The organism is Pseudomonas sp. R5-89-07, assembly GCF_003851685.1.
In the GTDB taxonomy this organism is placed as follows: domain Bacteria; phylum Pseudomonadota; class Gammaproteobacteria; order Pseudomonadales; family Pseudomonadaceae; genus Aquipseudomonas.
Window position 1 is genome coordinate 5,257,794 of sequence record NZ_CP027727.1, and the last position, 25,468, is coordinate 5,283,261.

The following is a 25,468-nucleotide window of genomic DNA, read 5'->3' on the forward strand; positions in this document are numbered from 1 at the left end:
TTATTACCCGTCGTTCCCGCACTGGCCTGCTGAGCCGGGCCATTCACACAGGTGCCATCCATGGATTTCAACCCGCTAGACCTTATCCTGCATCTCGACGTTTACCTCGACATGCTGGTAACCAACTACGGTCCGTGGATCTACGCCATTCTGTTCCTGGTGATTTTTTGCGAGACCGGCCTGGTGGTCATGCCGTTCCTGCCGGGTGATTCGCTGCTGTTCATCGCCGGCGCCGTTGCCGCCGGCGGCGGCATGGACCCGGTATTGCTGGCCGGCCTGCTGATGCTGGCGGCCATCCTCGGCGACAGCACCAACTACGTGATCGGGCGAACGGTGGGCGAGCGCTTGTTCAGCAACCCGAACTCGAAAATCTTCCGTCGCGACTACCTGCAAAAAACCCACGACTTCTACGACAAGCACGGCGGCAAAACCGTGACCCTGGCGCGCTTCCTGCCGATTTTGCGCACCTTCGCGCCGTTCGTCGCCGGCATTGCCAAAATGCCTTACCCGCGCTTCTTCGGGTTCAGCGTACTCGGCACCATCCTCTGGGTCGGTGGCCTGGTGACCCTGGGTTACTTCTTCGGCAACGTGCCGTTTATCAAGAAGAACCTGTCGCTGCTGGTGGTGTTCATCATCCTGCTGTCCCTGGTGCCGATGATCATCGGCGTGGTGCGCAGCCGCTTTGGCCGCACCTCCTCCGAAGCCAACCCGCACTGATCGCCCGTGTGGTCCCTCAGCGCCTGGCGTCGCCGGCGCCTGCTGGCCAAGCACCCGATTGCCGATGACACCTGGCAGCGGGTGCGTCACCACCTGACCTTTCTCGATGGCATCACGGTCGAGCAAGACCAGTGGCTGCGCGAAGCCTGTGTGCTGTTTCTGGCGGATAAACACCTCACCGCCCTGCCCGGCGTCGAACTGCATCAGGAACAGCGCCTGCTGCTCGCCGCCCAGGCGCAACTGCCGCTGATGAACCTGGGCGACCTCGACTGGTATCAGGGCTTCCATGAAATCGTGCTATACCCCGACGACTTCCTCAGCCCGCAACGCCACCGCGATGCCAGCGGCGTGGAACACGAATGGGACGGCGAACACAGCGGCGAAGCCTGGCAACAGGGCCCGGTGATCCTCGCCTGGCCCGGCGTACTGGCCAGCGGACAATGGGAAGGCTACAACCTGGTCATCCACGAGCTGGCGCACAAACTGGACATGCTCAACGGCGACGCCAACGGCCTGCCGCCGCTGCACCACGACATGCGCGTGCAGGAATGGGCCAGCGTGATGCAAAGCGCGTTTGACGACCTCAATCGTCAACTGGACGCCAACCCGGACGCCGACACCGAGATCGACCCTTACGCAGCGGAAAACCCGGCGGAATTCTTTGCCGTGACCAGCGAATATTTTTTCAGCGCCCCGGATTTACTGGCCAGCCATTACCCGCAGGTGTACGCCCAACTGAGCCGCTTCTACCGCCAGGATCCCCTGGCCCGCCTGACTCAACTGCAAGCCCACGACCCGCGCTACCAGCCACAGGGCGAATGACCGTACGACGCTCGGCGCATGGCATCGGCGTCAGAATATGCCTATAATCGCCGCCACTTTTAGGCCAATCCGGCCATGTCATATGGCCAACTACGGGGGCAACGCCCAATGAGCTACAGCAAGATTCCGGCTGGCAAAGACCTGCCGAACGACATCTACGTCGCCATCGAAATTCCGGCCAACCACGCGCCGATCAAATACGAAATCGACAAAGACAGCGACTGCCTGTTCGTTGACCGTTTCATGGCCACCCCGATGTTCTACCCGGCCAACTACGGTTTTATCCCCAACACCCTGGCTGACGACGGCGACCCCCTCGACGTGCTGGTCGTAACCCCTTACCCGGTTACGCCAGGCTCGGTTATCCGCGCTCGCCCGGTCGGCATCCTGAACATGACCGACGACGGCGGCGGCGATGCCAAAGTCATCGCAGTGCCACACGACAAGCTGTCCCAGCTGTATGTCGACGTGAAGGAATACACCGACCTGCCACCGCTGCTGCTGGAACAGATCAAGCACTTCTTCGAGAACTACAAAGACCTCGAAAAAGGCAAATGGGTGAAGATCGACGGTTGGGGCAACGCAGACGCCGCCCGTGCCGAGATCATGAAGTCGGTTGCCGCCTACAAAGGCTGATACCCGCACCGCATTGCCACGGCAATAGAAAAGCCCCGATGATTCGGGGCTTTTTTTTGGGAAAAATAAACATCGAGTTCATTTTCTAACTTGTGACGTTCAACTAACCGGCGCAACTGAAGAATAAGACTACAACTAAGGAAAAGCCTACACGCGCAAGTCAACGCATGGTTTATTTGAATAGCTTTCCCGGCCAGTAAACTCTGCGTTCATGAATACATCAGGTGATCGTTTAAAAGCGCTACTACGGGAAGTTCATCTTTCCGCCTCCGACTTCGCCAAGAACCGCGGCGTCACGCCTCAGCACGTGAACAACTGGTTCAAGCGCGGCGTCCCCATGGGCCGACTCAACGAGATCGCAGAACTGCTGTGCGTCTCCAGCCGCTGGTTAAGCGACGGCCGCGGCCCCAAACACCCACCGGCCAACTACCTGTTGGACGGCCCCACCGCAAGGACTGCACCCGCCCGCGAAGACATCGGCAAATACCTCACAGGCCCCGCCTGCCGCCCGGAAAACCCCGACGTGGAGATCCCCCTCCACCCCACCTTCACCTCCACCGAGCGCATCCGCGTCTCCCAGCACACCCTCCAAACCCTCAACGTAGACCCCGACCGCGCCGTAGGCGCCTACATGGTCGACAACAGCATGATCGACATCATCCAGCAAGGCGCCACCCTCGCCGTCGACAAAGGCCGCACCCAAATCATCGACGGCGAAATCTACGCCGTCGAACACGACGGTATGCTGCGCATCAAATACCTCTACAACCGCCCTGGCGGCGGCCTGCGCATGCGCAGCCACAACGCCAGCGAACACCCGGACGAATACCTCACCTACGACCAGCGCTTCGAGCAGAACTTCCAGATAGTGGGCTGGGTATTCTGGTGGTCCACCCTCAACAACCGCCGCCCACCGGTACCACTGGACGAACACCTGCTGGGCTGGGAAGGCTCTAAATCGGAACCGGAGGTGGGCAACTGAGGTGAATATGGGTATCATGCGCCGCACATTTGGCAGGGGAATGGCTTCACGCTGTTTGCCCTGTCAGGCAATGCGGAGGAGTTCCCGCAGATGCCCTACTATTCAGCCCGACGCAATGTGGGCTGAGCGATTTGAAGGCTGGTGAGGCTTGTCAAAAACAAGCTGAGGCAGTCCCCGAGAAGCCGGCCACAAGCCGGCTTTTTAATGCCCGTCGATCCAGCTCAATTGTCCAACAGCCGCTGGACAATTGAATGCTAAAAAAAGCGGGCCTTCGCTCAGCCTTTAAATCCGCGTCATGACCGCTGCAAACACCCCACAGCCCGATCCGCCACCATCTTCGCCATCTCCACCAAATGCATCACCGCTCTCTGCGGAGCAGCCATCGGCTCCCCGAGCACTTGGGATGTCGCCACCGCACAGTGCAACAGCTCAGCCACCTGCACCCAGGCGTCCTCGAAGCTCAATTCTTCATTTACGGTAAATGGCTTGGTCACGGGCGACGACAATGACTCTGAACAAACGTTGTCCATAGCAAAAACTCCAATCGATAATGTGGAGCTGCCATTTCCCGCGACTAAACGAAAGGCGGCAGCTGTACGCAGGTTAGTCGACCGGTCGATTGGGAACCCGGCGCACCCGAAGGTGCCCTGCGCACAGCCACCATAAGATGCAGGCGAAGGGATGCCTGACTCATGAGTTGCTTATGCGCCAATCGAATCCGGGCGACTAAACCCGATCACTGAATAGGCAGTGACGATCCGCAGCCTAGTCACCCATTCCCGCTGGCGCAATGCGCTTGGGATTCTCTCGGAAACGTCCTGCAAATGAAAGGGATCCGCCCTGCCGGCCCTTTAAAATCAGCGCATTTTCACGCTTTGTGTTCCCCCCACCCACTTGTGTGTTCCGGTGACACGCCCCCGCTGCTTCCCCCATTCAATAAACACCAAATGAAACGTCCTACACACATATCTAAACAAACCGTTTAAACCCGAATCGCCCGCATTCCTCGCCGTTTGGCCCAGAAGCTGCTTATTGCACACCGTACAATAAAACCGGCTTTAGCCGGGCCAACACCCATCACCGCTGCTCACTGCAGCTCGGGGGAATGCTGATGTCCACATCACCGCTTCACTCTTCCAACCATGGTTTGTCGCGCTCGCTTAAAGAGCGCCACGTCATGTTGATCGCGATCGGCGGCATTATCGGGGCCGGTTTGTTTTTGGGGTCGGGCAAGGCGATTGCCACGGCGGGGCCGGCGTTGTTGCTGGCATATGCGTTGTGTGGGGGGATGGTTTATCTGATTGCGCGGGCGCTGGGGGAGTTGTCGTTGTATCGGCCGAGCAGTGGCTCGTTTGCGACCTATGCCGAGGAGTTTCTGGGGCCGCGGGTGGCGTTTATCACGGGCTGGTCGTACTGGATGATCTGGATTCTGGTGGGGGTGCTGGAGGTTACCGGGATTGGTTTGTTGATGAAGTATTGGTTCCCGGAGTTGCCGCAGTGGATTCCGGCGTTGGTCACGGTGGGCGTGTTGATGGTGATCAATCTGTTTGCGGTGAAGACGTTCGGCGAGGTGGAGTTCTGGCTGGCGTTGATCAAGGTGCTGACGATTGTCGGGTTGATTGGGGCGGGGTTGGCGATTCTGCTGTTTGGGCTGCCAACATCGGCGCCGACGACGCCTTCGGTGACCAATCTGTGGCGCCATGATGGATTTTTTCCGAATGGCTGGAGCGGCTTCTGGTTCGCGGTGCCTGTGGCTGCATTTACCTTTGCGGGGATCGAGGTGGTCGGCCTGGTGGCGGCGGAAACGGCTGAGCCGCAGCGCACGTTGCCACGGGCGATCAACAGCATTTTGTGGCGGATGGCGATTTTTTACCTGGGGTCCATTGCGGTGATCATGGCGCTGTATCCGTGGAATCAGATCGACACGGCGCAAAGCCCGTTCGTGATGGTGTTCGACAGTATCGGCATGGGCGTGGCGGCCGGGTTCATCAACTTTGTGGTGATCAGCGCGTTGGCGTCTTCGTGTAATACAGGGCTGTTTGCCACCAGCCGCATGCTGTTTGCGCTGTCGCATATCCAGCAGGCGCCGCGTCAGTTGCAGGTGTTGAGCCCGCGCCAGGTGCCGGCCCGTTGCCTGATGGTGTCGACGGCGATTTTGCTGGTGGGGGTGCTGCTCAATTATCTGATTCCGGAGAGCATTTTCAGCCTGTTGATGACCGGGATTCTGGGCCTGTTGATTTGGGTGTGGGTGGTGATCATCGCGGCGCATATGGCCTATCGGCGTAAGGTGCAGCGCTGCACGTTGGGTGAGGTGCATTACCGCCTGCCCTGGCCCAAGGTCAGCAGTGTGCTGGTGTTGGGCTATTTGACGGTGCTGGCGGTGTTGGTGATCCGCGACCCGGAAACGCGCGCGGCCGCCTATGTGGCGGCGGCGTGGTTTGGGTTGTTGATGCTGGTGTATCCGAAACCTGCCGCATCGAAGGGGGTGAGTGATGTCTGGAACGCTTGAGCTCACGCGTTGCCTTCAGCGCTATATCCGCGCCAACCCCAACAGTGCACGCCAATTGGAGTGGGCCGCGCGGGTGATGCCCGGCGGTAACACGCGCTCGGTGCTGTTCTATGAGCCGTTCCCGTTGGTGATGAGGGGCGGCAGCGGCTGCTTTCTCAACGATCTGGACGGGCACCGCTACGTTGATTTCCTCGCGGAATACACAGCGGCGCTGTATGGGCACTCCCATCCGGTGATCACCCATGCGTTGACCAAGGCGATGGCGAACGGGCTGAACCTGAGCGCACACACCGAATTGGAGGCACGGCTGGCGACCCTGATTGTGGAGCGCTTTGCTTGTATCGAGCAGGTGCGCTTTACCAACTCCGGTACCGAGGCGAATCTTCTCGCGTTGGCGGCGGCAAAGGCCTACACCGGACGCAGTGCAATCATCGCGTTCAACGGCGGTTATCACGGCGGTGTGTTGAGCTTTGCCGGGGCGAACACGGCGATGAATGTGCCGCATCGTGTGTACCTGGCCGACTACAACGACATGGACAGCGTCGAGCGCTTGCTGCATGAGCATGTCGATATCGCGGCGATTTTGGTGGAGCCGATGTTGGGCGCCGGCGGCTGTATCTGCGCCCAGCCGGGCTTTCTCCAAGGGCTGCGTGAAAGGAGCCAGGCCCATGGCGCATTGCTGATTTTCGATGAAGTGATGACCTCGCGCCTGGCACCCGGCGGTCTGCAGGAAAAACTCGGTGTCACGCCGGACCTGATGACCCTGGGCAAGTACATCGGTGGCGGCATGCCGTGCGGCGTACTGGGTGGGCGAGCGGACATCATGGCGCAGTTCGACCCTCGCCAGGGGTGCCTGTCCCATGCCGGCACCTTCAACAATAATGTGCTGACCATGGCGGCGGGTATCGCGGGTCTGGAGCAGGTGTACACCCGCGAAGCGGCGCTGGAACTCAATGCCCGCGGCGACGGCTTGCGCGAGCACCTCAACGAAGTGCTGGCGCCCCTGGCGATGCAATTTACGGGGCAAGGTTCGGTGATGAATCTGCATCCCACGGGCGTCCCGATTCGTCGCCCCTCGGATCTTCCAACGCACCGCAACCACCTGCGCGACCTGTTCTTCTTTCACTTGCTCGAATGCGGTATCTACAGCGCGCGACGCGGGTTGTTCGCGCTGAGCCTGCCGCTGACTGACCGCGAACTGATCCGGCTGATAACGGCTACGCATGGGTTTGTCGAGCGCTACGGCGGCGATTGACGGCTGCCGCGCAAGAGCGACAGCGAATCGGTGAACCGCTATCCTTTCGCCGTCGCTCAACCGGAACCCACCACCATGACCAGCAAGACCGCAAACCCACGGGGCAGGCGTAAAAAGGCCGCTGGCGCAGACACACAAAGCCCGTTGAACAAAGACACCATCATTGCCGCCGCACTGGCGTTGATCGACCGCGACGGCCTGGACAAATGCAGCCTGCGCAACCTGGCAAGCAGCCTGGGCGTTTACCCCACGGCCATCTACTGGTACGTCTCGTCCCGCGAATTGTTGCTGAGCGAAGTGCTGGCCAAGGTGCTGGAGCATGTCGCGCCAGAACCTGCGCAGCGCTGGCAGGACTACCTGCGTGCGGCGATGGTCAACTGCCATGATGCCGTGCGCCTGCATCCGAACATCGCGCCGTTGTTGGGTTCGCAACTGGTGTCCAACTCCAGCACGGACTTCACGTTGGTCGAGGGCGTGTTGGCGGCCTTGCAGCAGGCCGGCTTCAGGGGTGCCGCTCTGTCCGGCGCCTACAATACGTTTATCGCCGCCCTCGCCGGCTTCACGACGCTGGAGTACGCGCCGCTGCCGGAGAATACCGAGGCATGGCAACACCAGGTGCAGGAAAGCCTGCGCGCCGTCGACCCGCAACAGCACCCCACCCTGGCGCAGAATATGGACCAATTGAGCAATCGCGGGTTCAGCCTGCGCTGGCAGAACGGCGTGGACGCGGCGCTGGATGAAAGCTTTGCGTTTTATGTCGACACCATTCTCTGCGGCCTGGAAACTCTGGCCGCCCGCCGCTGAAAATTCGCACAGCAAAACCGGAAACCCTCACAATTGTACGACGTACAATTTGCCGCTACAGTCTGTCACGCAAGAGCACCCCATGACCCAATAAAAAGAACGTCAGAGGTCTTTTATCGTGGCAACAGCATTCCATTGTGTGGCCCAGGGCGAACTGCTCTGGCAGCCCTGCCCTGAGCGTCTTCAACACGCCCACCTCACTCATTATCTGGATTGGCTGCGCCACCAACGCGCGCTCAGATTTGCCGATTACCATGGGCTATGGCAGTGGTCGGTCGATAAGCCGGAGGCGTTCTGGCAATCGATCTGGGATCATTTCCAAGTGCAGGCCAGCAGCCCTCACCAGGCGGTGCTGGGTGCCCGCGCAATGCCGGGGGCGCAGTGGTTTCCTGGCGCGCAGTTGAATTTCGCCGAACACATTTTGCGCAATGAGCAAGACGGCGACGCGCTGCTTTACCTGAATGAAACCACCGGCCTGCAAGGCTTGCCCTGGGCCGAATTCGCCGGCCGGGTGCGCATGCTGGCGACCTGTTTACGCGAGCTGGGGATCGTGCCGGGTGATCGGGTGGTGGCCTACCTGCCGAACATCCCCGAGGCAATGATCGCGCTATGCGCCTGCGCGGCTATCGGTGCGGTATGGGCCAGTTGCTCACCGGATTTCGGCGCGCAGGGCGTGCTGGATCGGGTGCGGCAATTGTCGCCCAAGGTGCTGCTGGCGGTGGACGGTTATCGCTATGGCGGCAAGGCGTTCGATCGACGCGAACAGGTACGCTGCATCGCCCGCGAGATGGACAGTATCGAGCACGTGATCGTGCTGTCGACGCTGTTTCCCGATGAACCGCTGACGCTGGCCAACGCCATCGACTGGCAGGCATTGCACCGGCGTCCTACCGTGCCCGCAGCCGATTTCCATTGTGAACAACTGCCCTTCAATCACCCGCTGTGGGTGCTGTTTTCTTCCGGTACCACCGGGCTGCCCAAGGCCATCGTGCACAGCCATGGCGGTATTCTGCTGGAGCAATTGAAGACGCTGCACTTGCACGTGGACCTGCACCCCGGTGAAGCGGCGTTCATCCACACCACCACCGGCTGGATGATGTGGAACACCCTGTTCAGCACCTTGCTCTGTAGGGTGCGGCCAGTGCTGTACGACGGTCACCCGACCTGGCCACACATCGACACGCTGTGGCACATTCTTGAAGACAGCCGCGCCAGTTTCTTCGGCACCAGCCCCACCTACATCGAACTGATGAAGCGCCACGACGTAGTGCCCTGCGAGCGTTTTGACCTGAGCGCGCTGCGCACCGTGATGCCGGTGGGCTCGCCGGTTTCGCCAGGGTGCAACGCCTGGTTCTATCGCAACCTCAGCGCCGATGTGTGGGTGGCCACCGGCAGCGGCGGGACGGATATCTGCACGGGGCTGGTAAGTGGCGTGCCGACCCTGCCGGTGTATGCCGGTGAGATTCAGGCCCGCGCCCTGGGTGTGGATGCCCATGCGTTTGACGAACATGGCCGCCCGGTGGTTGATCAGGTCGGCGAGTTGGTGGTGACTTCGCCCATGCCGTCGATGCCGGTGTGTTTCTGGAATGATTCGGGCGGTGAGCGCTACCGGGAAAGCTATTTCCAACCCTGGCCTGGGGTGTGGCGCCATGGGGATTTTTTCCTGCTCAATGCCCGCGGAGGCTGCCAGGTGCTGGGGCGCTCGGATGCGACCCTGAACCGCTTTGGCGTTCGGATCGGTACAGCGGAGATCTACCGGGCCCTGGAGCCGCTGGCGGAAATCGAAGACGCGCTGATCGTGAACCTGGACTTGCCCGAGGGCGGTTTCTTCATGCCGCTGTTTGTGCAACTGCGTCAGGGTGCGGTACTGGACGAAGCCTTGCGCGAGCGCGTGCGCGATTGTCTGCGGTCGGCCTGCACACCCCGGCATGTACCGGACCAGATCCTCGCCGTGCCGCTGATTCCTCTGACGCTTACCGGTAAAAAAATGGAAGTGCCGGTACGCCGAATCCTGATGGGGCATGACCCAAAAACGGTCGCCAATCCCAGCGCCATGCGCAATCCACAGGCATTGGCGTTTTTTGTCGAATACGCCAGCCAAAGGCGCCAACCATGAAGGGCCAGGCCTTTATCGTCGGCGCCTACGAACACCCCACGCGCCACGCCGTGGACCGCTCCCTGGCGCAACTGCACGCGGACGTCGCCCGTGGCGCCCTGGCCGATGCGGGGCTGAACCTTAGCGATGTAGACGGTTACTTCTGCGCCGGCGACGTACCCGGTTGGGACGCGCCGGGTGTAGGGCCTTTTTCCATGGTCGAGTATCTGGGCATCCAGCCTCGCTACCTGGAGACCACAGAAAGCTGGGGCTCGTCCTACCTTCATCATGTCGCCCAGGCTACCCGCGCCATTGCCGACGGGCGCTGCACCGTGGCCCTGATCACCCAGGCCGGGCGCCCCCGTGCCGAGCGCCAGCGACCGGATGCCAGCCATCGCAGCCAACCCCAGACCGCCTGCGAAGCGCCGTTCGAAACACCCTACGGCGCCGCCGTAACCAACCTGTATGCGATGTGCGCCATGCGCCATCAGTACGAACACGGTACTACCGCCGAGCAACTGGCCTGGATCAAGGTCGCGGCGTCACACCATGCCCAGCACAACCGCCAGGCGATGCTGCGCACGCCGGTGACGGTGCAGGAGGTGCTGAGTTCGCCGCTGATTGCCGCGCCGTTGCGGCGCTTGGACTGTTGCGTGATCAGCGACGGCGGTGGCGCGCTGGTGGTGGTCCATCCGTCCATCGCACGGACGCTCAAGCGCCCGCTGATCACACCGATTGGGGCGGGTTATTCGATCAGCCATCTGAACGGCGGCTATTTCGACCTGCTGGCTTCGGGCGCGGTGAAATCAGGCGCCGATGCGTTCGCCGAGGCGGGGCTCACGCCTGCCGATATCCGCTACGCCTCGCTGTACGACAGCTTCACCATCACCGTACTGATCCAGCTGGAAAACCTCGGTTTCTGCGCGCCCGGCCACGGCGGTGCGTTCGTCGCCGATGGCCAATTGATCAGCGGGGTGGGCAGCTTGGCCGTCAACACCGACGGCGGCGGACTGTGCAACAACCACCCGGGCCATCGCGGCGGCATGGCCAGGTTGATCGAGGCGGTGCGTCAGTTACGTGGCGAGGCGCACCCGGCGGTGCAAAGGCCCGACTGCGCGCTGGCCCTGGCCCATGGCACCGGTGGCTTGCTGGGCTCACGGCACGGCAGCGCCACACTCATTCTGGAGCGACGCTGATATGCACCTGACCTCACCGCACATCACCCCCGAAAGCGCGCCGTTCTGGGAGGCGGCCAATCGCGGACAATTGCTGCTACGCCGCTGCCTCGACACCGGCAAGGCGTTCTTCTACCCCCGCGACCACAGCCCGTTTACCGGCAGCGCGGCCACCGACTGGATCGTCGCCAGCGGCAATGCCCGCCTGTACAGCTTCAGCTACAGCGGGCGAGCCAATGAGGCGTATTGCATTGCCTACGTCACCCTCGACGAAGGGCCGACGATGTTGTCCGCCATCCAGTGCGATGACCCGCACCGTTTGCGTATCGGCCAGCGACTTAAGGTGACCTTCGCCTCGACGCCCAACGGGCAAAAAGTGCCGGTGTTTGAATTGTCTCATTCTGGTTGACGGTAAGACACGCAACAGCCGATTTATCACCTCAGGCCCAACCATTAATCTGCGCCCATGTTGAACGCAACGCCCAACCAACCTAAACAAAAAAGGATTCAACCATGAGCACACCAACCTACAGCCGCCTGAACAAAGACGACGCCATCGTTCTGCTGGTTGACCACCAGACTGGCCTGATTTCCCTGGTGCAAGATTTCTCGCCCAACGAGTTCAAGAACAACGTGCTGGCCCTGGCGGACCTGGCCAAGTTCTTCAACCTGCCGACCATCCTCACCACCAGCTTCGAACAAGGCCCCAACGGCCCGCTGGTGCCGGAGTTGAAGGAAATGTTCCCGGACGCGCCGTATATCGCCCGCCCTGGCCAGATCAACGCCTGGGACAACGAAGACTTCGTCAAGGCGATCAAGGCCACCGGGCGCAAGCAGATCATCATTGCTGGCGTGGTAACGGATGTGTGCGTAGCGTTCCCGACCTTGTCGGCGCTGGCGGAAGGGTTTGAAGTGTTTGTGGTGACGGATGCATCGGGCACGTTCAATACCACGGTGCAACAAGCGGCCTGGAGCCGGATGACCCAGGCGGGTGCGCAGCTGATGAACTGGTTCTCGGTGGCCTGTGAGCTGCACCGCGACTGGCGCAACGATATCGAAGGCCTGGGGAATTTGTTGTCGCAGCGCATTCCCAACTATCGCAACCTGATGAATGGGTATGCGGCGCTGACGGCGCAGCAGAAGTAAGTCAGCCGAATGAGACGACAAGCCTGCCCTGAAAAGCAGGCTTTCGTTGTTGCCAAGTCTCCACTAGAGGTTCCGGCCATCCCAATTTACCGCGATCTGGATCAGAACCACCCTAGACGATGAGCCGAATAACCCGCACAGTCGGCTCACCAAGTGAGCCGAATAAGCCTTTTAATCGGCTCATACACTAGGCACTTTCTCCATGAACCACCCGCACTGGATCTGGCAACACACCGACTGGCCGCACTTTCACTGGCAACCTGGGCGCCTGGCGGCCTTGCTGCGCCAGTGTGGGCAGGCCCAAGGCAAGCTGCTGGGCATGCTGGGCTCCGTCACCGATGCAGCCAGTGCGCGCAGTGAACTGGATACGCTGCTGCAAAATATTCTGACCTCTTCGGCCATCGAAGGTGAGCAACTGAATGTCGGCTCGGTGCGGTCCTCCCTGGCGCGACGGTTAGGCTTGGAGGCGACGAAAGACGGTCAGGTCAGCCGCCGTAGTGAAGGCCTCGCTGAGCTGATGATCGATGCCACCGAGCAGTTCACCGAGCCGTTCACGTACTCGCGCCTCATCCACTGGCATCATTTGCTGTTTCCGGCTCCGGAAACGAGCCTTGCCGCGCGAAGCATAAATGTCGGGGGGCTGCGCGGGGATGAGTCGATGCAGGTGGTATCGGAGCGTCTTGACCGTCCCACCGTGCATTTTGAGGCGCCGCCACGCTTGGGACTGGAGCAGGCCCTGGATGAGTTTCTTGAGTGGTTCGAACTGAGCCGCAATCAGCCGGAACTGGACCCGTTCATACGCGCTGGCGTTGCGCATTTCTGGTTTGTCACGCTTCACCCGCTCGATGACGGCAATGGTCGTCTGACACGCGCTATCACTGACTTGGCCTTGGCCCAGGGCGAACATCAGGCGATACGCTTTTATGCGATGTCCGCCAGCATCCTTGAAGATCGCTCGGGTTATTACGCCGCACTGGAGTCCAGCCAAAAGGCCACGCTCGATATTACCGGCTGGCTGGAGTGGTTCCTCAGAACTTTATTGCGCAGCCTGCAACAGGCGATGGCGCAGATAGACCGTGTGTTGAGCAAGACCCGGTTCTGGGACCAACACCGCGACGCTGGGTTATCGACCGAACAGATCAAGGTGCTCAGTCGTCTGCTCGACGGTGGCGAGAAAGGCTTCGAGCAGGGCATCAGCGCTGCGCAGTACCAGGCAGTGGCCAAAGTGTCCAAGGCGACAGCCACGCGACATCTGGCCGATCTGCTGGAAAAAAACTGCCTGGTCCGTCTTCCCGGAGGCGGCCGCAGCACGCGTTATCGGGCCAATACCGAAGGCGAATGACGCCCCACTCATTTGCCCCCATTCCCCATGTCTGCTAGTGTCGCGCCGGTTTACCGTCTACCGGAATTGCCGCCATGGCCCGCAAAAAAGTTGCACTCGATTTCGAACAATCCCTCGCCGACCTGCAAGCCCTGGTCGAGCGTCTGGAGAACGGCGAGTTGTCGCTGGAAGACTCGTTGACGGCGTTTGAGCAAGGCATTGGCCTGACTCGCGACTGCCAGAGCGCGTTGGCGCAGGCTGAGCAGAAAGTGCAGGTATTGCTTGAACGCGACGGGGAGTTGGCCGAAGAACCTTTCGATGCGGAACAACCCGAATGATCGATGCGTATCAGGCCAGTAGCCAAGCCCGGGTGAACGCGGCGCTGGAGCCTTTGTTTGTTGCGCCAGGCCCGGAAATGAGCCGCCTTTACGACGCCATGCGCTACAGCGTGATGAATGGCGGCAAGCGCGTGCGCCCGTTGCTGGCGTATGCGGCGTGTGAAGCCCTGGGCGCACCTGCCGAAGAGGCGAATGGCGCGGCTTGTGCGGTAGAACTGATTCACGCCTATTCCCTGGTACACGATGATTTGCCGGCAATGGACGACGACGATCTGCGTCGCGGCCAGCCGACCACCCATAAAGCCTTTGACGAAGCCTATGCGATCCTGGCCGGTGATGGCTTGCAGAGCCTGGCGTTCAGCGCGTTGCTGGACCCGCGCTTGAGCCGCGTGAATGCCGAGATCCGTCTGCGCATGGTCACCTCCCTGGCGCTGGCGGCAGGCCCGGCCGGCATGGTCGGCGGGCAGGCGATCGACATGGGTTCGGTCAGCCTCAAGCTGGACCAGAAAGCCCTTGAGCACATGCATCGCCACAAGACAGGCGCGCTGATTGAGGCCGCCGTGCACCTCGGCGCCCTGGCCAGCGGCCGGGCCGATGCCGCGCAATTGGCGGCGCTGCAGACTTATTCGCAGGCTATCGGCCTGGCGTTTCAGGTGCAGGACGACATTCTAGACGTGGAAAGTGACACCGCGACCCTCGGCAAACGCCAGGGCGCCGATATCGCCCGGGACAAACCGACCTATCCTGCGCTGCTCGGGCTGGAAGCCGCCAAGGCGTATGCCCTGGAACTGCGCGATCAGGCCCTGGCCGCCCTGCGACCTTTCGACGCGGCCGCCGAGCCGTTGCGTGACCTGGCGCGGTATATCGTCGAACGTCGCCACTGATGGCGGCGGCGATCAGCGCCGCATATCGGTCAAGTTCGCCCCCCTGCGTGGGCAGTTTGCGATGCTTGAGGTAAACTGCCGCCTCTTCTATACCTATAACGATTCGCCTGATGCCCACGACGTTCCAAGAGATTCCCCGCAAGCGCCCGTCCACGCCCCTGCTCGACCGTGCTGCCACGCCGGACGGCCTGCGTCGACTGGGTGAAGCCGAGCTGGAAACCCTGGCCGATGAACTGCGCCTGGAATTGCTCTACACGGTCGGCCAGACCGGTGGGCATTTCGGTGCCGGGCTGGGCGTGATCGAGCTGACCATCGCCCTGCACTACGTTTTCGACACCCCGGACGACCGGCTGGTGTGGGACGTGGGCCATCAGGCGTATCCGCATAAAATCCTCACTGGCCGTCGCGAACGCATGGCCAGCCTGCGCCAGAAGAACGGCATCGCCGCCTTCCCGCGTCGCTCCGAGAGCGAGTACGACACCTTTGGCGTCGGCCACTCCAGCACCTCGATCAGTGCAGCGCTGGGCATGGCGATTGCCGCCCGCCTGCAAAACAGCGATCGCAAGGCGATTGCGGTGATCGGTGATGGCGCGCTGACTGCGGGCATGGCTTTCGAAGCCTTGAACCATGCGCCGGAAGTGGACGCCAACATGTTGGTGATCCTCAACGACAACGACATGTCGATTTCGCGAAACGTCGGCGGCCTGTCCAATTACCTGGCGAAGATTCTCTCCAGCCGCACCTACGCCAGCATGCGCGAAGGCAGCAAGAAAGTGCTGTCGCGTCTGCCCGGCGCATGGGAAATCGCCCGTCGTACCGAAGAGTATGCCAAGGGCATGCTGGTACCCGGCACGCTGTTCGAAGAACTGGGCTGGAACTACATCGGCCCGATCGACGGCCATGACCTGCCGACACTGATCGCCACGCTGCGCAATATGCGTGACCTCAAGGGCCCACAGTTCCTGCATATCGTCACCAAAAAGGGCAAAGGCTTCGCGCCGGCGGAAGTCGACCCGATCGGCTACCACGCGATCACCAAGCTGGAACCGCTGGACGCCCCCGCCGCCGCGCCAAAAAAGCCCAGCGGGCCGAAGTATTCGGGGGTTTTCGGCGAATGGCTGTGCGACATGGCCGCCGCCGACCCACGCCTGGTGGGGGTGACTCCGGCAATGAAGGAAGGCTCCGACCTGGTGGCCTTCAGCGAGCGTTTCCCGCTGCGTTACTTCGATGTGGCGATTGCCGAGCAGCACGCGGTGACTTTCGCCGCTGGCATGGCCTGTGAAGGCGCCAAGCCAGTGGTCGCGATCTATTCGACCTTTTTGCAACGCGGTTATGACCAGTTGGTGCATGACGTGGCGGTGCAGAACCTCGACGTCCTGTTCGCCATCGACCGCGCCGGCTTGGTGGGCGAAGACGGCCCGACCCACGCCGGCAGTTTCGACCTGTCCTACCTGCGCTGCATCCCCGGCATGCTGGTGATGACGCCCAGCGACGAGAACGAACTGCGCAAGATGCTCAGCACCGGCCACCTGTACAACGGCCCTGCGGCGGTGCGCTACCCGCGCGGTAATGGCCCGAATGCGGTCATCGAGAAAGACCTGGAGCCTATCGAAATCGGCAAGGGTATCGTGCGTCGCCAAGGCAGTAAGACAGCCTTCCTGGTGTTCGGCGTGCAACTGGCCGAAGCGCTCAAGGTCGCCGAGAAGATCGACGCCACCGTGGTCGACATGCGCTTCGTCAAACCACTGGATGAAGCGTTGGTGCGCGAGATTGCCGCTAGCCATGAGCTGCTGGTGACGGTCGAGGAAAACGCCATCATGGGCGGTGCCGGTGCGGCGGTCAGTGAGCTCCTGGCACGGGAGAATATCCTCAAGTCGGTGCTGCACCTGGGCTTGCCGGATGTGTACGTCGAACACGCCAAGCCGGCGCAGATGCTGGCGGAATGCGGGTTGGATGAGGCCGGTATCGAAGCTTCGGTGCGCGAGCGTTTGGCGCTCTTGAATTCGTAACCGGATCCAAATGTGGGAGGGGGCTTGCCCCCGATAGCGGCGTATCAGTTGTAGCTATTTTGACTGAAGCACTGCAATCGGGGGCAAGCCCCCTCCCACATTTTGATGTGTGCAACCTTCAAACGCTATGGACAGCCCATGAAACGCCTTTACCTTGCACTGCTGCTTCTACCCGCCTCGGACCTGCTCGCCGACACCCGCGACCAGGCCCTGAAGCTCTCCGACGTGGTCATCAGCGCCAACCGCCAGGTGCAGGCGCGCAACGACAGCAGCGCCGCCAACACTGTGTTCACCCGCGCCGACATCGACCGCCTGCAACCTTCCAGCCTGACTGACCTACTCAGCCGTGTACCCGGCGTACAAGTCGCGCCCACCGGTGGCCGTGGCAGCTTGCCGGGGATTTATATTCGCGGCACCAAATCCGCGCAAAGCCTGGTGCTGGTGGACGGCCAGCGCATTGCCAATACCACGTCCGGCGACAGCGGCCTGCAGTACCTGAACGTCGACCAGATCGAGCGCGTGGAAGTGCTGCGCGGTTCACGCTCGGTGATCTACGGCAGCGATGCGATTGGCGGGGTGATTCAGGTGTTTACCCGACGCAACGCCGAGCAAGGCTTGCAACCGCGCTTGAAACTGGGCTTTGGCAGCAATCAAACCTGGGAGCGCAGCCTCGGGTTGTCGGGCGGCGATGAACAGACGCGCTTCAACCTGGGCGCAAGCCTGGATGAAACCGCCGGCATCAATTCAACGCATCAGTCGTTTCCCAGCGACGGCGACCACGACGCCTACCGCAACCAGTCCCTCAGCCTGAACCTCAGCCATTCGTTCAACGACGACCTGGAAGTGGGCTTTAACCTATTGGATAACCGCGGCAAGTCGGAGTACGACAACAGTTTTGGGCGCTACGACTTCGCTACCGGGCAAAGCGTCGGCCAGAAACCCTACACCGACTACACCGTCAGCAGTGCCAGCGGTTATCTCGACGCCAAGCTCAGTGAAAGCTGGCAGTCACGCCTGGAACTGGGCCACAGCGAAAACCGCGACACCAAGCGCGATACCCTCAGCGATGAGTTCAGCGTGTTCAACACCTACCGCGACTCGGTCAACTGGCAGAACGACCTGACACTCAACGAGCGCAACAGCCTGATCGTCGGCGGCGACTGGTACGAAGACCGCTTCCACGGTTCTACCACCTTTACCGAAGACAGCCGCTGGAACCGCGCCGCCTTTGTGCAACACCGCTTCCAGGGTGAGGGGTTTTCCACCGAACTGGGCCTGCGCCGCGACCAGAACCAGCAGTTTGGCGGCCAGAACAGCTGGAGCGGCACGCTGACGCTGCCGATCAACCCTGACAACGAGGTGTTGCTCAGCTACAGCGAAGGCTTCCGTGCGCCCACCTTCAACGATCTCTACTACCCCGATACGCAGTACAGCAACCCCAACCTGCAGCCCGAGACGTCAAAGAGCTACGAGCTGCAATGGCGCAGCCAACTGACCGACAGCACCCGCGTGGAAGCCTCGCTGTACCGCACCAACCTGAGCGATGCGATCATCCTCGACGGCGGCAAACCGCAAAACGTGGCCTCGGCGCGCATCAACGGTTTTGAAGCGGCGCTCAAGCAGGACCTGTTTGGTTGGCAGGGCAATTTGGGCGTGTCGCTGATCGACCCGCGTGATCGCGACAGTGGCCATACCCTGGCGCGCCGCGCACGGCGCACGTTGAATCTGGATCTGGACCGGCAGTTCGACAAGCTCGGCGTGGGCGCCAGCTGGCAGGCAATCAGCAACAGCTACGATGACGAAGCCAACCGTAATCGCTTGGGCGGTTATGCGTTGCTGGGCCTGCGCAGCAGCTGGGCGCTGAACCCTGCGGTGTTGCTGTCGTTGAAGGTCGACAACCTGTTGGACAAGGCCTATTCACGGGCGCGCTACAGCTATGACGACCCGGCATTCCTGAACAATCAGGACTACCGGGAAGAGGGTCGAGTGTGGATGTTCGGGGTGACGTGGACGCCGAAGATGTAAGGCGCCTCTTCGCGGGCAAGCCCACTCCCACCTATTGATTTGTGAACACATTCAAAATGTGGGAGGGGGCTTGCCCCCGATGGCGGCCTCACAAGTTCGGCGCAATCACCTGACACAACCGCGCCAGCGCTTCCAGCATCTGCCCACTGGGCCGTTCCAGCCCCTTGTCAGGCACCAGCCGCACCCGCCCCGCCATGCCTGGCCAGACCTTCCACGCCTCCAGCTGAGCCTGATCCCCCACCAGGATCAGCTCCGGATCACGCTGCAACACTGATTCGATATTGACCTGCGGCGCCGGCAGCTTGAGGTCGTCGAACACATTGCGCGCCCCGCATACCTTCAACGCATCACTGATGATCTGCCCACCGCCCACGGTGTACAACGGCGGGTTCCATACCTGATAAAACACCCGCACCGGCTCGGCGCGCTGATAGCGCTGGCGCAGTTGGGCGAGGCGTTGGCGCAACTTGTCGGCCAAGGCTCGGCCCGCATCCCCGCGGCCCAATTGCTCGGCAATGGTTTGGACCTGACAGGTCAGTTGATCAAGACTATGGGGTTCGGCGATGTACACCGGGATGTTCAGGCGCTGCAGCTGTTCACGCTGGGCCGCGCCGACGCTGCCAGGCCAGAGCAGGATCAGATCGGGCTTGAGGCTGAGCAGGCGTTCGATGTCCAGCTGGCCGTAGCGCCCGACCGATGGCACATCCGCCAGCGCTGCCGGACGCTCGCCGCCATCGAGCACACCGACCAATAAGTCAGCGGCACCCAGTTCCGCCACGATTTCAGAAAGCGACGGCGCCAGGCTCACCACGCGTTCAGCCGCCACTACCTGGGCGCTGAACACCAGCAGCAGCGCCAGCCAGTAGCGCTTCATCCCAACTGGCGCGGAATGCGATACAGGTAAAACAACACCATCGTCGACAGCGCCAGCAGGAACAGCGGCACCGCTTCCAGGCCGACGAACACCGCCAGCGCACCGATCCAGGCCGGTAACGCTGCCACCAGCAAGGCCGTGCGTCGGCGCGCCGCGAGGGCGATCCAGGCGGCGGGCTCTTCGGGCGTGTCGAGGGCTTTGGAGGTGGCGATCAGGGCGTGCTTATAGGCGTGAAAATAACGCAGGCTGAGAAACATCGAGGCCACGCCGGCGATAAAGAACGGCATGGCTAACACGGGAAGCAGGGATTCGGCGCGGCCAAATACCAGGTTGATCACAAACAATGGCAGCAACGCCAGGGCCAGGTACTGCCACCAGTTGAAGGACAGTCGCCGTTTCACCTGGCCACGGGTCACGCGCGGTCAACCTCGCCCTGATGCTCGTTGCCCATCATGTGGTCGAGTTTGCTGGCCTTGGTGGCCAGGTACAGCTTGTTGTGCGGGTTGTGCCCGGTGTGCAGCGGTACACGCTCGGCCACGGTGATGCCCATTTCGGTCAAGGCTTTGACCTTGCGCGGGTTGTTGGTCATCAGGCGCAGAGACTTCACGCCCAGGTGCTCCAGCATCGGCAGGCAGATCGCGTAGTCACGCTGGTCGGCGGCGAAGCCCAGGCGCTCGTTGGCTTCCACGGTGTCGGCGCCGCCATCTTGCAATTCATAGGCACGGATCTTGTTCAACAGGCCAATGCCACGGCCTTCCTGACGCAAGTACAGCAGCACGCCACGGCCTTCGCGGGCGATGGCCTGCAACGCGGCCTCCAGTTGCGAGCCGCAGTCACAGCGCTGACTGAACAGCGCGTCGCCGGTCAGGCATTCGGAATGCACGCGGCCCAACACCGGCTCACCGTCAGCGATGTCGCCCAGGCTGAGCACAACGTGCTCGCGCCCGGTGGCTTCTTCGAGAAAGCCATGCATGGTGAATGTGGCAAAGGGGGTAGGCAGCTTGGAAGCGGCGACGAAAACGACGGGCACCGTGTGCTCCTGATTTCAGATTTCACAGAGGCAGGCATTGTAACAGCCTGTTCCTACAGACGCTTAAGCTGAATGATCGCTGATAAAGATCAATAGATTCGATTGGCCTTCGGCCTGGTTCTATGCAAGAGCGAGCTGGCTCGCGAAAAGCAAGAACACCTCGTTCATTCAGGCTATCCACATAACGTTGACGATTTTCGCGAGCAAGCTCGCTCCTACAGGGAAACTAGAACGGATAAGGCTGTTTCCAGCGCTCGAAAATCGGCTTCAACTCGCCGTTTTTTACAAGGGCGGTCATTCGCTCATCGTAGATCTTCATCAATACCCTTCCACGCTCGTTATCAGCAAAGCCTATATAGAGCGGCAGTTCAGCGATATGGGTGAGCCTGAATCGTGACGGATCTTCGGCATGACCGAGCACATACTTGGCTTCGGTGAGGGCCTCGATGTAGAAGTCTGCATGACCGTATTGCAGCATCGATAAAATACCGCTGCGCCGTTGGACCTGGTTGAACCGGCGCACGTTTGGCAGGTATTTCTCGTATTTATAGCCACGCACCCAGGCCAGGCGGTAATCGCCGAGCGTCGCCAGGCTCGGGGTAGGCAGGGTTGCCAGCCCGAGGGCATAGATATGGTCGGAGTCAAAAGGCCAGTGCGGGTACAGCACCTGGTCAGCTTCGTCGCGATAGGCACCTACGCAGCCATCCACCTCGCCACGCTGGGCCAAGCCAATCGATCGGGTATAGGGCGCGCTGTGGACTTGCAGCGTGACGCCTGCCGGTTCAAAAACCCGGCGCAGCACGTCCCAGGCCAGGCCGCTGCCATCTGTGTTGGTGTAGTCGTTCCACGCCTCGCTGGCCAACACAATCTTGCCGGGCACCGGGGCTTCATCCGCCTGAAGCACAGCGGTAAAGGTGCACAGCATGATCAGCAACCAGCGCACACTCATAGTGACGACTTCCTACGTGGAGATATTCATATGAAGGGTAGCGCAGGACGCCAGCTACGGCGCCTCGCGAAAATGCTGATAGCCGTGCACGGCCGGGGTGACATCCTGGCCATCGGCGTCGAGCAGTGTGACGCCCTGCCCGGCCTCGACGCGACCGATCACATGGATCGGCCAGCCATCCGACCGCAACGAGGTCAGTTCGGCCTGGGGCAACGTGAACACCAGCACATAGTCGTCGCCGCCACTCAACGCGGCCACACGGGCCTGCTCATTGCCGACAAACGCCAGCAACGCCGCAGACAACGGCAAGGTGTCACGTTCAATCAGCAGGCTGACAGCCGATGCCCTGGCGATGTGCCCGCAATCGGCCAATAGACCGTCGGAGATATCCATGGCCGAGGTCGCCTTGCCGCGCAGGGCCAGGCCCAACGCCAGTTGCGGTTGCGGCGACCAATAGTGGGCGAGCAGCGGTTCAGCGATGGCGGCTTGCGCGCTGCGCTGGCCCAATACCAGCGGCAAGGCCCCGGCCGCATTGCCCAACTCCCCGCCAACACACAGCAGATCCCCTGGCCGCGCACCGCTGCGCGTCAAGGCAAGCCCGGCCGGCACTCGGCCAAATACGGTCAAGGTCAGGCTCAGCGGACCACGCGTGGTGTCACCGCCCACCAGGCCCACGCCGCAGCGTTGCGCCATGGCGTTCAAACCCTGGGCATAGCGTTGCAACCAATCGGCATCGACGGTCGGCGTGGTCAGGGCAAGGGTGAACGCGAGGGGATGGGCGCCCATGGCGGCCAGGTCGCTCACCGCCACGGCCAGCGAGCGCTGGCCGAGCAGGAACGGGTCACACGGGTCGGCAAAGTGCACGCCGGCCACCAAGGTATCGGTGGAAACTGCCAGTTGCTCCCCGGCGGGGAGCGCAAGCAAGGCGCAGTCGTCGCCGATCCCCAGGGCAATGCCCTCGCCGCCTTGCGCACAGGGCGCGGCGGCGAAGTAGTTGCGGATCAGCTCGAACTCGCCCATCGAGGACTCAAGCGCAGATTAGCGCTTGTGTTCCTTCACTTCGGCTTCACGCAGGCGCGGGGCCAGCTTGTCGAGCACGCCGTTGACGAACTTGTGGCCGTCGGTCGAACCGTAGACCTTCGCCAGTTCGATACCTTCGTTGATCACCACGCGGTACGGCACGTCGACGCGCTTGAGCAGTTCCCAGGTGGACAGGCGCAGAACGGCCAGTTCAACCGGGTCGAGCTCTTCGAGGGTCAGGTCCAGGCATGGCGCCAGCGCGGTGTCGATCTCGGTCAGGTTGGCCGGAACGCCGTGCAGGATGTCATGGAAGTAGCTTTGGTCGGCGAAGGTGAAATCGTTATCGACGCGAAATTGCGCTTCGATTTCGTTCAGCGACGTACCGGCCATGTGGCGCTGGTACAGCGCCTGGGTCGCCAGCTGGCGGGCCGCACGGCGCTTTTCGCTTTTCGAAGGCTTGCCGGCGTCGGCCGGGCGCTCGTCGCGTGGGTTGAAACGATCGCTTTCGTCGGAAATCACTTGGCCTCCAACTGCGACAGCAGGCTGACCATTTCCAGGGCGGACAGGGCAGCTTCAGCGCCTTTGTTACCGGCCTTGGTGCCGGAACGCTCGATGGCTTGCTCGATGGAATCCACGGTCAGCACGCCGAATGCGACCGGCACGCCGAACTCCATGGACACCTGGGCCAGGCCCTTGGTGCATTCGCCAGCCACGTATTCGAAGTGCGGGGTACCGCCACGAATGACCGCGCCCAGGGCGATGATCGCCGCGTATTCACCCTGCTGGGCAACTTTTTGCGCAACCAGTGGGATTTCGAAGGCGCCAGGGGCACGGATGATGGTGATGTCGCTCTCGCTCACACCGTGGCGAACCAGGGCGTCAACGGCACCGCTTACCAGGCTTTCAACCACGAAGCTGTTGAAGCGGCCAACCACCAGGGCATAGCGGCCTTTGGGGGCGATGAAGGTACCTTCGATGGTCTTCAGGGTCATTCGACAAATCTCTTAAAGAGCCGGGACGCGAAAAGTGCGTCCCTCAGTGATGATTTAACCGCGAACAAGGGGCAAAAATCGCCAGCCTTTATTCGGAGGGCACGTATTCTACAACTTCCAGGTCGAAACCGGATATCGCATTAAATTTCATCGGTGCGCTCATCAGGCGCATTTTGCGCACACCGAGGTCGCGCAGGATCTGCGAACCGGCACCGACGATGCTGTAGGTGGTCGGTTTTTTCACCGGCGCGTGGTCGGCGGTTTCGCGGATATGCGCCAGCAAGACATCGCCATCCAGCGGGTGGCCGAGCAACAGCACCACGCCGCTGCCTGCCTCGGAAACCGCGGCCATGGCGGCGCGCAGGCTCCAGCGGCCGGGCTGCTTGACCAGCAGCAAGTCGCGCAGCGGGTCCATGTTGTGCACGCGCACCAGGGTCGGTTCTTCGGCGCAGATGTTGCCCAGGGTCAGGGCCATGTGCACGTCGCCTTCCACTGAATCACGGTAGGTCACCAAATTGAATTGGCCCAGTTCACTGTCCAGCGGCTGCTCGGCAATCCGCTGAACGGTACGTTCGTGGATCATGCGGTAGTGGATCAGGTCGGCAATGGTGCCGATCTTGAGGTTGTGTTCGGCGGCAAACGCTTCGAGTTCGCTGCGACGGGCCATGGTGCCGTCGTCGTTCATCACTTCGCAGATCACGCCGCTGGGCTCGAAACCGGCCATGCGCGCCAGGTCACAGGCCGCTTCGGTATGGCCGGCGCGGGCCAGGGTGCCGCCGGGCTGGGCCATCAGCGGGAAAATGTGGCCGGGGCTGACGATGTCTTCGGCCTTGGCGTCTTTCGCCGCCGCGGCTTGCACGGTGCGGGCGCGGTCAGCGGCGGAGATGCCGGTGGTCACGCCCGTGGTGGCTTCAATCGATACGGTGAACTTGGTGCCAAAACCCGAGCCATTGCGCGGCGCCATCAACGGCAGCTTGAGCAATTCGCAGCGTTCGCGGCTCATGGGCATGCAGATCAACCCACGGGCGTGCTTGGCCATGAAGTTGATGTGCTCAGGCTTGCAGGCCTCGGCGGCCATGATGATATCGCCTTCGTTTTCGCGGTCTTCGTCATCCATCAGGATGACCATCTTGCCTTGGCGGATGTCTTCAACCAGTTCTTCGATGCTATTGAGCGCCACGCGGCACCCCCTTGGTCAGGATTTCAGGTAGCCGTTAGCGGCCAGAAAACTTTCGGTGATGTTACCCGATGCAGGCTCTGCGGCCTTTTCGCCCAGCAGCAGGCGCTCCAGGTAACGGGCAAGCAAGTCCACTTCCAGGTTCACCCGGCGCCCCGGCTGGTAGGAGGCCATGATGGTTTCGCTGAGGGTGTGGGGAATGATGGTCAGTTCGAATTCGGCGCCATTGACGGCGTTGACGGTCAGGCTGGTGCCGTCGACGGTGATCGAGCCTTTGTGGGCGATGTACTTGGCCAGCTCTTTCGGAGCACGGATACGGAATTCCACGGCGCGCGCATTTTCGCTGCGGGCCACGACTTCACCGACGCCATCGACGTGGCCGCTGACCAGGTGGCCACCCAGGCGCGTGGTCGGCGTCAGGGCCTTTTCCAGGTTGACCGGGCTGCCAGCCGCAAGATCGCTCATTGCGGTGCAGTCCAGGGTCTCGCGGCTGACATCGGCGGCGAAGCCATTGCCCGGCAACTCGACGACGGTCAGGCACACACCGCTGACGGCGATGCTGTCGCCCAGCTTGACGTCGCCTAGGTCGAGCTTGCCGGTTTCAACCAGCAGGCGGATATCGCCGCCTTTGGGGGTCATTGCACGGATGCTGCCGATGGACTCGATAATGCCGGTGAACATTTCGTTCTCCTGAAAACGGGGGGCTGA

General features: G+C 61.6%; 26 protein-coding genes. 16 read left to right on the forward strand and 10 right to left on the reverse strand.

Translation table 11 applies throughout. The annotated features are described in order from the left end of the window. Positions 1 to 60: 60 nt before the first annotated feature. The 4 genes from C4J94_RS24025 to C4J94_RS24040 all read left to right on the forward strand — a co-directional run bounded on the left by C4J94_RS24025 (position 61) and on the right by C4J94_RS24040 (position 3,157). Positions 61 to 717, forward strand: coding sequence for a DedA family protein (locus C4J94_RS24025; protein ID WP_046069710.1), 657 nt, complete (start codon positions 61 to 63; stop codon positions 715 to 717). A 6-nt stretch (positions 718 to 723) separates the two neighbouring features. Next, positions 724 to 1,539 carry a zinc-dependent peptidase gene (locus C4J94_RS24030; protein ID WP_124388366.1) on the forward strand — a complete coding sequence of 272 codons (816 nt, stop codon included), beginning with the start codon at positions 724 to 726 and terminating at the stop codon, positions 1,537 to 1,539. Between the two features lie 108 nt (positions 1,540 to 1,647). Further along, complete coding sequence (ppa, locus tag C4J94_RS24035; protein WP_003176323.1) at positions 1,648 to 2,175, forward strand: inorganic diphosphatase; 528 nt, start codon at positions 1,648 to 1,650, stop codon at positions 2,173 to 2,175. Positions 2,176 to 2,386: 211 nt separating this feature from the next. Continuing rightward, entirely contained in the window at positions 2,387 to 3,157 is a 771-nt protein-coding gene (locus tag C4J94_RS24040; protein ID WP_124388367.1) for a S24 family peptidase, read from the forward strand. A gap of 293 nt (positions 3,158 to 3,450) precedes the next feature. On the opposite strand, the gene C4J94_RS24050 is transcribed toward C4J94_RS24040, so the two are convergent. After that, positions 3,451 to 3,687 carry a hypothetical protein gene (locus tag C4J94_RS24050; protein ID WP_124388368.1) on the reverse strand — a complete coding sequence of 79 codons (237 nt, stop codon included), beginning with the start codon at positions 3,685 to 3,687 and terminating at the stop codon, positions 3,451 to 3,453. 581 nt (positions 3,688 to 4,268) lie between these two features. Here C4J94_RS24050 and C4J94_RS24055 point away from each other — a divergent pair. The 12 genes from C4J94_RS24055 (at position 4,269) to C4J94_RS24110 (ending at position 18,718) form a co-directional block, all read left to right on the forward strand. Further along, positions 4,269 to 5,666: an amino acid permease gene (locus tag C4J94_RS24055; protein ID WP_124388369.1), complete on the forward strand. Its 1,398-nt coding sequence runs from the start codon at positions 4,269 to 4,271 to the stop codon at positions 5,664 to 5,666. Then, positions 5,650 to 6,921, forward strand: a complete 1,272-nt coding sequence (locus tag C4J94_RS24060; RefSeq protein WP_124388370.1) for an aspartate aminotransferase family protein — start codon at positions 5,650 to 5,652, stop codon at positions 6,919 to 6,921. Before C4J94_RS24055 ends, C4J94_RS24060 begins: the two co-directional genes overlap by 17 nt. A gap of 75 nt (positions 6,922 to 6,996) precedes the next feature. Continuing rightward, complete coding sequence (locus tag C4J94_RS24065; protein ID WP_124388371.1) at positions 6,997 to 7,725, forward strand: TetR/AcrR family transcriptional regulator C-terminal domain-containing protein; 729 nt, start codon at positions 6,997 to 6,999, stop codon at positions 7,723 to 7,725. A 118-nt stretch (positions 7,726 to 7,843) separates the two neighbouring features. Continuing rightward, positions 7,844 to 9,841 (forward strand): acetoacetate--CoA ligase, encoded by a 1,998-nt coding sequence (locus tag C4J94_RS24070; RefSeq protein WP_124388372.1) that lies wholly within the window; start codon positions 7,844 to 7,846, stop codon positions 9,839 to 9,841. After that, positions 9,838 to 11,016: a thiolase domain-containing protein gene (locus C4J94_RS24075; RefSeq protein ID WP_124388373.1), complete on the forward strand. Its 1,179-nt coding sequence runs from the start codon at positions 9,838 to 9,840 to the stop codon at positions 11,014 to 11,016. Before C4J94_RS24070 ends, C4J94_RS24075 begins: the two co-directional genes overlap by 4 nt. Before the next feature lies 1 nt (position 11,017). Beyond that, entirely contained in the window at positions 11,018 to 11,404 is a 387-nt protein-coding gene (locus C4J94_RS24080; RefSeq protein ID WP_124388374.1) for a Zn-ribbon domain-containing OB-fold protein, read from the forward strand. Positions 11,405 to 11,508: 104 nt separating this feature from the next. Beyond that, entirely contained in the window at positions 11,509 to 12,141 is a 633-nt protein-coding gene (gene ycaC, locus C4J94_RS24085; protein ID WP_003239464.1) for an isochorismate family cysteine hydrolase YcaC, read from the forward strand. Positions 12,142 to 12,343: 202 nt separating this feature from the next. Then, complete coding sequence (locus tag C4J94_RS24090; protein WP_124388375.1) at positions 12,344 to 13,483, forward strand: Fic family protein; 1,140 nt, start codon at positions 12,344 to 12,346, stop codon at positions 13,481 to 13,483. Between the two features lie 74 nt (positions 13,484 to 13,557). Next, the gene (locus tag C4J94_RS24095; RefSeq protein ID WP_003194556.1) at positions 13,558 to 13,800 is read left to right on the forward strand and encodes an exodeoxyribonuclease VII small subunit; all 243 of its coding nucleotides are present in this window, start codon (positions 13,558 to 13,560) and stop codon (positions 13,798 to 13,800) included. Then, positions 13,797 to 14,684: a (2E,6E)-farnesyl diphosphate synthase gene (ispA, locus tag C4J94_RS24100; RefSeq protein ID WP_124388376.1), complete on the forward strand. Its 888-nt coding sequence runs from the start codon at positions 13,797 to 13,799 to the stop codon at positions 14,682 to 14,684. Before C4J94_RS24095 ends, ispA begins: the two co-directional genes overlap by 4 nt. Before the next feature lie 110 nt (positions 14,685 to 14,794). Then, positions 14,795 to 16,693 (forward strand): 1-deoxy-D-xylulose-5-phosphate synthase, encoded by a 1,899-nt coding sequence (gene dxs, locus C4J94_RS24105; RefSeq protein WP_124388377.1) that lies wholly within the window; start codon positions 14,795 to 14,797, stop codon positions 16,691 to 16,693. Positions 16,694 to 16,831: 138 nt separating this feature from the next. Next, positions 16,832 to 18,718 carry a TonB-dependent receptor domain-containing protein gene (locus tag C4J94_RS24110; RefSeq protein WP_124388378.1) on the forward strand — a complete coding sequence of 629 codons (1,887 nt, stop codon included), beginning with the start codon at positions 16,832 to 16,834 and terminating at the stop codon, positions 18,716 to 18,718. Positions 18,719 to 18,806: 88 nt separating this feature from the next. Here C4J94_RS24110 and C4J94_RS24115 read toward each other — a convergent pair whose 3' ends face one another. The 9 genes from C4J94_RS24115 to C4J94_RS24155 all read right to left on the reverse strand — a co-directional run bounded on the left by C4J94_RS24115 (position 18,807) and on the right by C4J94_RS24155 (position 25,441). Then, a complete protein-coding gene (locus C4J94_RS24115; RefSeq protein WP_124388379.1) occupies positions 18,807 to 19,592 on the reverse strand; it encodes a cobalamin-binding protein in 786 nt (261 codons plus the stop codon). Then, positions 19,589 to 20,008, reverse strand: a complete 420-nt coding sequence (locus C4J94_RS24120; protein WP_124388380.1) for a nuclear FMR1 interacting 1 family protein — start codon at positions 20,006 to 20,008, stop codon at positions 19,589 to 19,591. Before C4J94_RS24120 ends, C4J94_RS24115 begins: the two co-directional genes overlap by 4 nt. Next, positions 20,005 to 20,622, reverse strand: a complete 618-nt coding sequence (gene ribA, locus C4J94_RS24125; RefSeq protein ID WP_124388381.1) for a GTP cyclohydrolase II — start codon at positions 20,620 to 20,622, stop codon at positions 20,005 to 20,007. The genes C4J94_RS24120 and ribA overlap by 4 nt, the downstream gene beginning before the upstream one ends. Before the next feature lie 226 nt (positions 20,623 to 20,848). Next, positions 20,849 to 21,571, reverse strand: a complete 723-nt coding sequence (locus tag C4J94_RS24130) for an ABC transporter substrate-binding protein (RefSeq protein WP_124388382.1) — start codon at positions 21,569 to 21,571, stop codon at positions 20,849 to 20,851. Between the two features lie 54 nt (positions 21,572 to 21,625). Then, positions 21,626 to 22,591: a thiamine-phosphate kinase gene (thiL, locus tag C4J94_RS24135; protein WP_124388383.1), complete on the reverse strand. Its 966-nt coding sequence runs from the start codon at positions 22,589 to 22,591 to the stop codon at positions 21,626 to 21,628. Between the two features lie 18 nt (positions 22,592 to 22,609). Beyond that, entirely contained in the window at positions 22,610 to 23,110 is a 501-nt protein-coding gene (nusB, locus tag C4J94_RS24140) for a transcription antitermination factor NusB (protein ID WP_122539989.1), read from the reverse strand. Next, the gene (gene ribE, locus C4J94_RS24145) at positions 23,107 to 23,583 is read right to left on the reverse strand and encodes a 6,7-dimethyl-8-ribityllumazine synthase (RefSeq protein WP_003176356.1); all 477 of its coding nucleotides are present in this window, start codon (positions 23,581 to 23,583) and stop codon (positions 23,107 to 23,109) included. Before ribE ends, nusB begins: the two co-directional genes overlap by 4 nt. Positions 23,584 to 23,671: 88 nt before the next feature. Next, a complete protein-coding gene (ribBA, locus tag C4J94_RS24150) occupies positions 23,672 to 24,763 on the reverse strand; it encodes a bifunctional 3,4-dihydroxy-2-butanone-4-phosphate synthase/GTP cyclohydrolase II (RefSeq protein WP_124388384.1) in 1,092 nt (363 codons plus the stop codon). Positions 24,764 to 24,778: 15 nt separating this feature from the next. Next, complete coding sequence (locus tag C4J94_RS24155; protein WP_124359998.1) at positions 24,779 to 25,441, reverse strand: riboflavin synthase; 663 nt, start codon at positions 25,439 to 25,441, stop codon at positions 24,779 to 24,781. Positions 25,442 to 25,468 lie beyond the last annotated feature (27 nt).

Excerpts from the sequence above, each read along its gene's own strand:
- C4J94_RS24025 (WP_046069710.1), top strand. The coding sequence starts at position 61 with ATGGATTTCAACCCGCTAGACCTTATCCTGCATCTCGACGTTTACCTC.
- ppa (WP_003176323.1), top strand. The coding sequence starts at position 1,648 with ATGAGCTACAGCAAGATTCCGGCTGGCAAAGACCTGCCGAACGACATC.
- C4J94_RS24040 (WP_124388367.1), top strand. The coding sequence starts at position 2,387 with ATGAATACATCAGGTGATCGTTTAAAAGCGCTACTACGGGAAGTTCAT.
- C4J94_RS24050 (WP_124388368.1), bottom strand. The coding sequence starts at position 3,687 with ATGGACAACGTTTGTTCAGAGTCATTGTCGTCGCCCGTGACCAAGCCA.
- C4J94_RS24055 (WP_124388369.1), top strand. The coding sequence starts at position 4,269 with ATGTCCACATCACCGCTTCACTCTTCCAACCATGGTTTGTCGCGCTCG.
- C4J94_RS24060 (WP_124388370.1), top strand. The coding sequence starts at position 5,650 with ATGTCTGGAACGCTTGAGCTCACGCGTTGCCTTCAGCGCTATATCCGC.
- C4J94_RS24065 (WP_124388371.1), top strand. The coding sequence starts at position 6,997 with ATGACCAGCAAGACCGCAAACCCACGGGGCAGGCGTAAAAAGGCCGCT.
- C4J94_RS24075 (WP_124388373.1), top strand. The coding sequence starts at position 9,838 with ATGAAGGGCCAGGCCTTTATCGTCGGCGCCTACGAACACCCCACGCGC.
- C4J94_RS24080 (WP_124388374.1), top strand. The coding sequence starts at position 11,018 with ATGCACCTGACCTCACCGCACATCACCCCCGAAAGCGCGCCGTTCTGG.
- ycaC (WP_003239464.1), top strand. The coding sequence starts at position 11,509 with ATGAGCACACCAACCTACAGCCGCCTGAACAAAGACGACGCCATCGTT.
- C4J94_RS24090 (WP_124388375.1), top strand. The coding sequence starts at position 12,344 with ATGAACCACCCGCACTGGATCTGGCAACACACCGACTGGCCGCACTTT.
- C4J94_RS24095 (WP_003194556.1), top strand. The coding sequence starts at position 13,558 with ATGGCCCGCAAAAAAGTTGCACTCGATTTCGAACAATCCCTCGCCGAC.
- ispA (WP_124388376.1), top strand. The coding sequence starts at position 13,797 with ATGATCGATGCGTATCAGGCCAGTAGCCAAGCCCGGGTGAACGCGGCG.
- dxs (WP_124388377.1), top strand. The coding sequence starts at position 14,795 with ATGCCCACGACGTTCCAAGAGATTCCCCGCAAGCGCCCGTCCACGCCC.
- C4J94_RS24110 (WP_124388378.1), top strand. The coding sequence starts at position 16,832 with ATGAAACGCCTTTACCTTGCACTGCTGCTTCTACCCGCCTCGGACCTG.
- C4J94_RS24115 (WP_124388379.1), bottom strand. The coding sequence starts at position 19,592 with ATGAAGCGCTACTGGCTGGCGCTGCTGCTGGTGTTCAGCGCCCAGGTA.
- C4J94_RS24130 (WP_124388382.1), bottom strand. The coding sequence starts at position 21,571 with ATGAGTGTGCGCTGGTTGCTGATCATGCTGTGCACCTTTACCGCTGTG.
- thiL (WP_124388383.1), bottom strand. The coding sequence starts at position 22,591 with ATGGGCGAGTTCGAGCTGATCCGCAACTACTTCGCCGCCGCGCCCTGT.
- ribE (WP_003176356.1), bottom strand. The coding sequence starts at position 23,583 with ATGACCCTGAAGACCATCGAAGGTACCTTCATCGCCCCCAAAGGCCGC.
- C4J94_RS24155 (WP_124359998.1), bottom strand. The coding sequence starts at position 25,441 with ATGTTCACCGGCATTATCGAGTCCATCGGCAGCATCCGTGCAATGACC.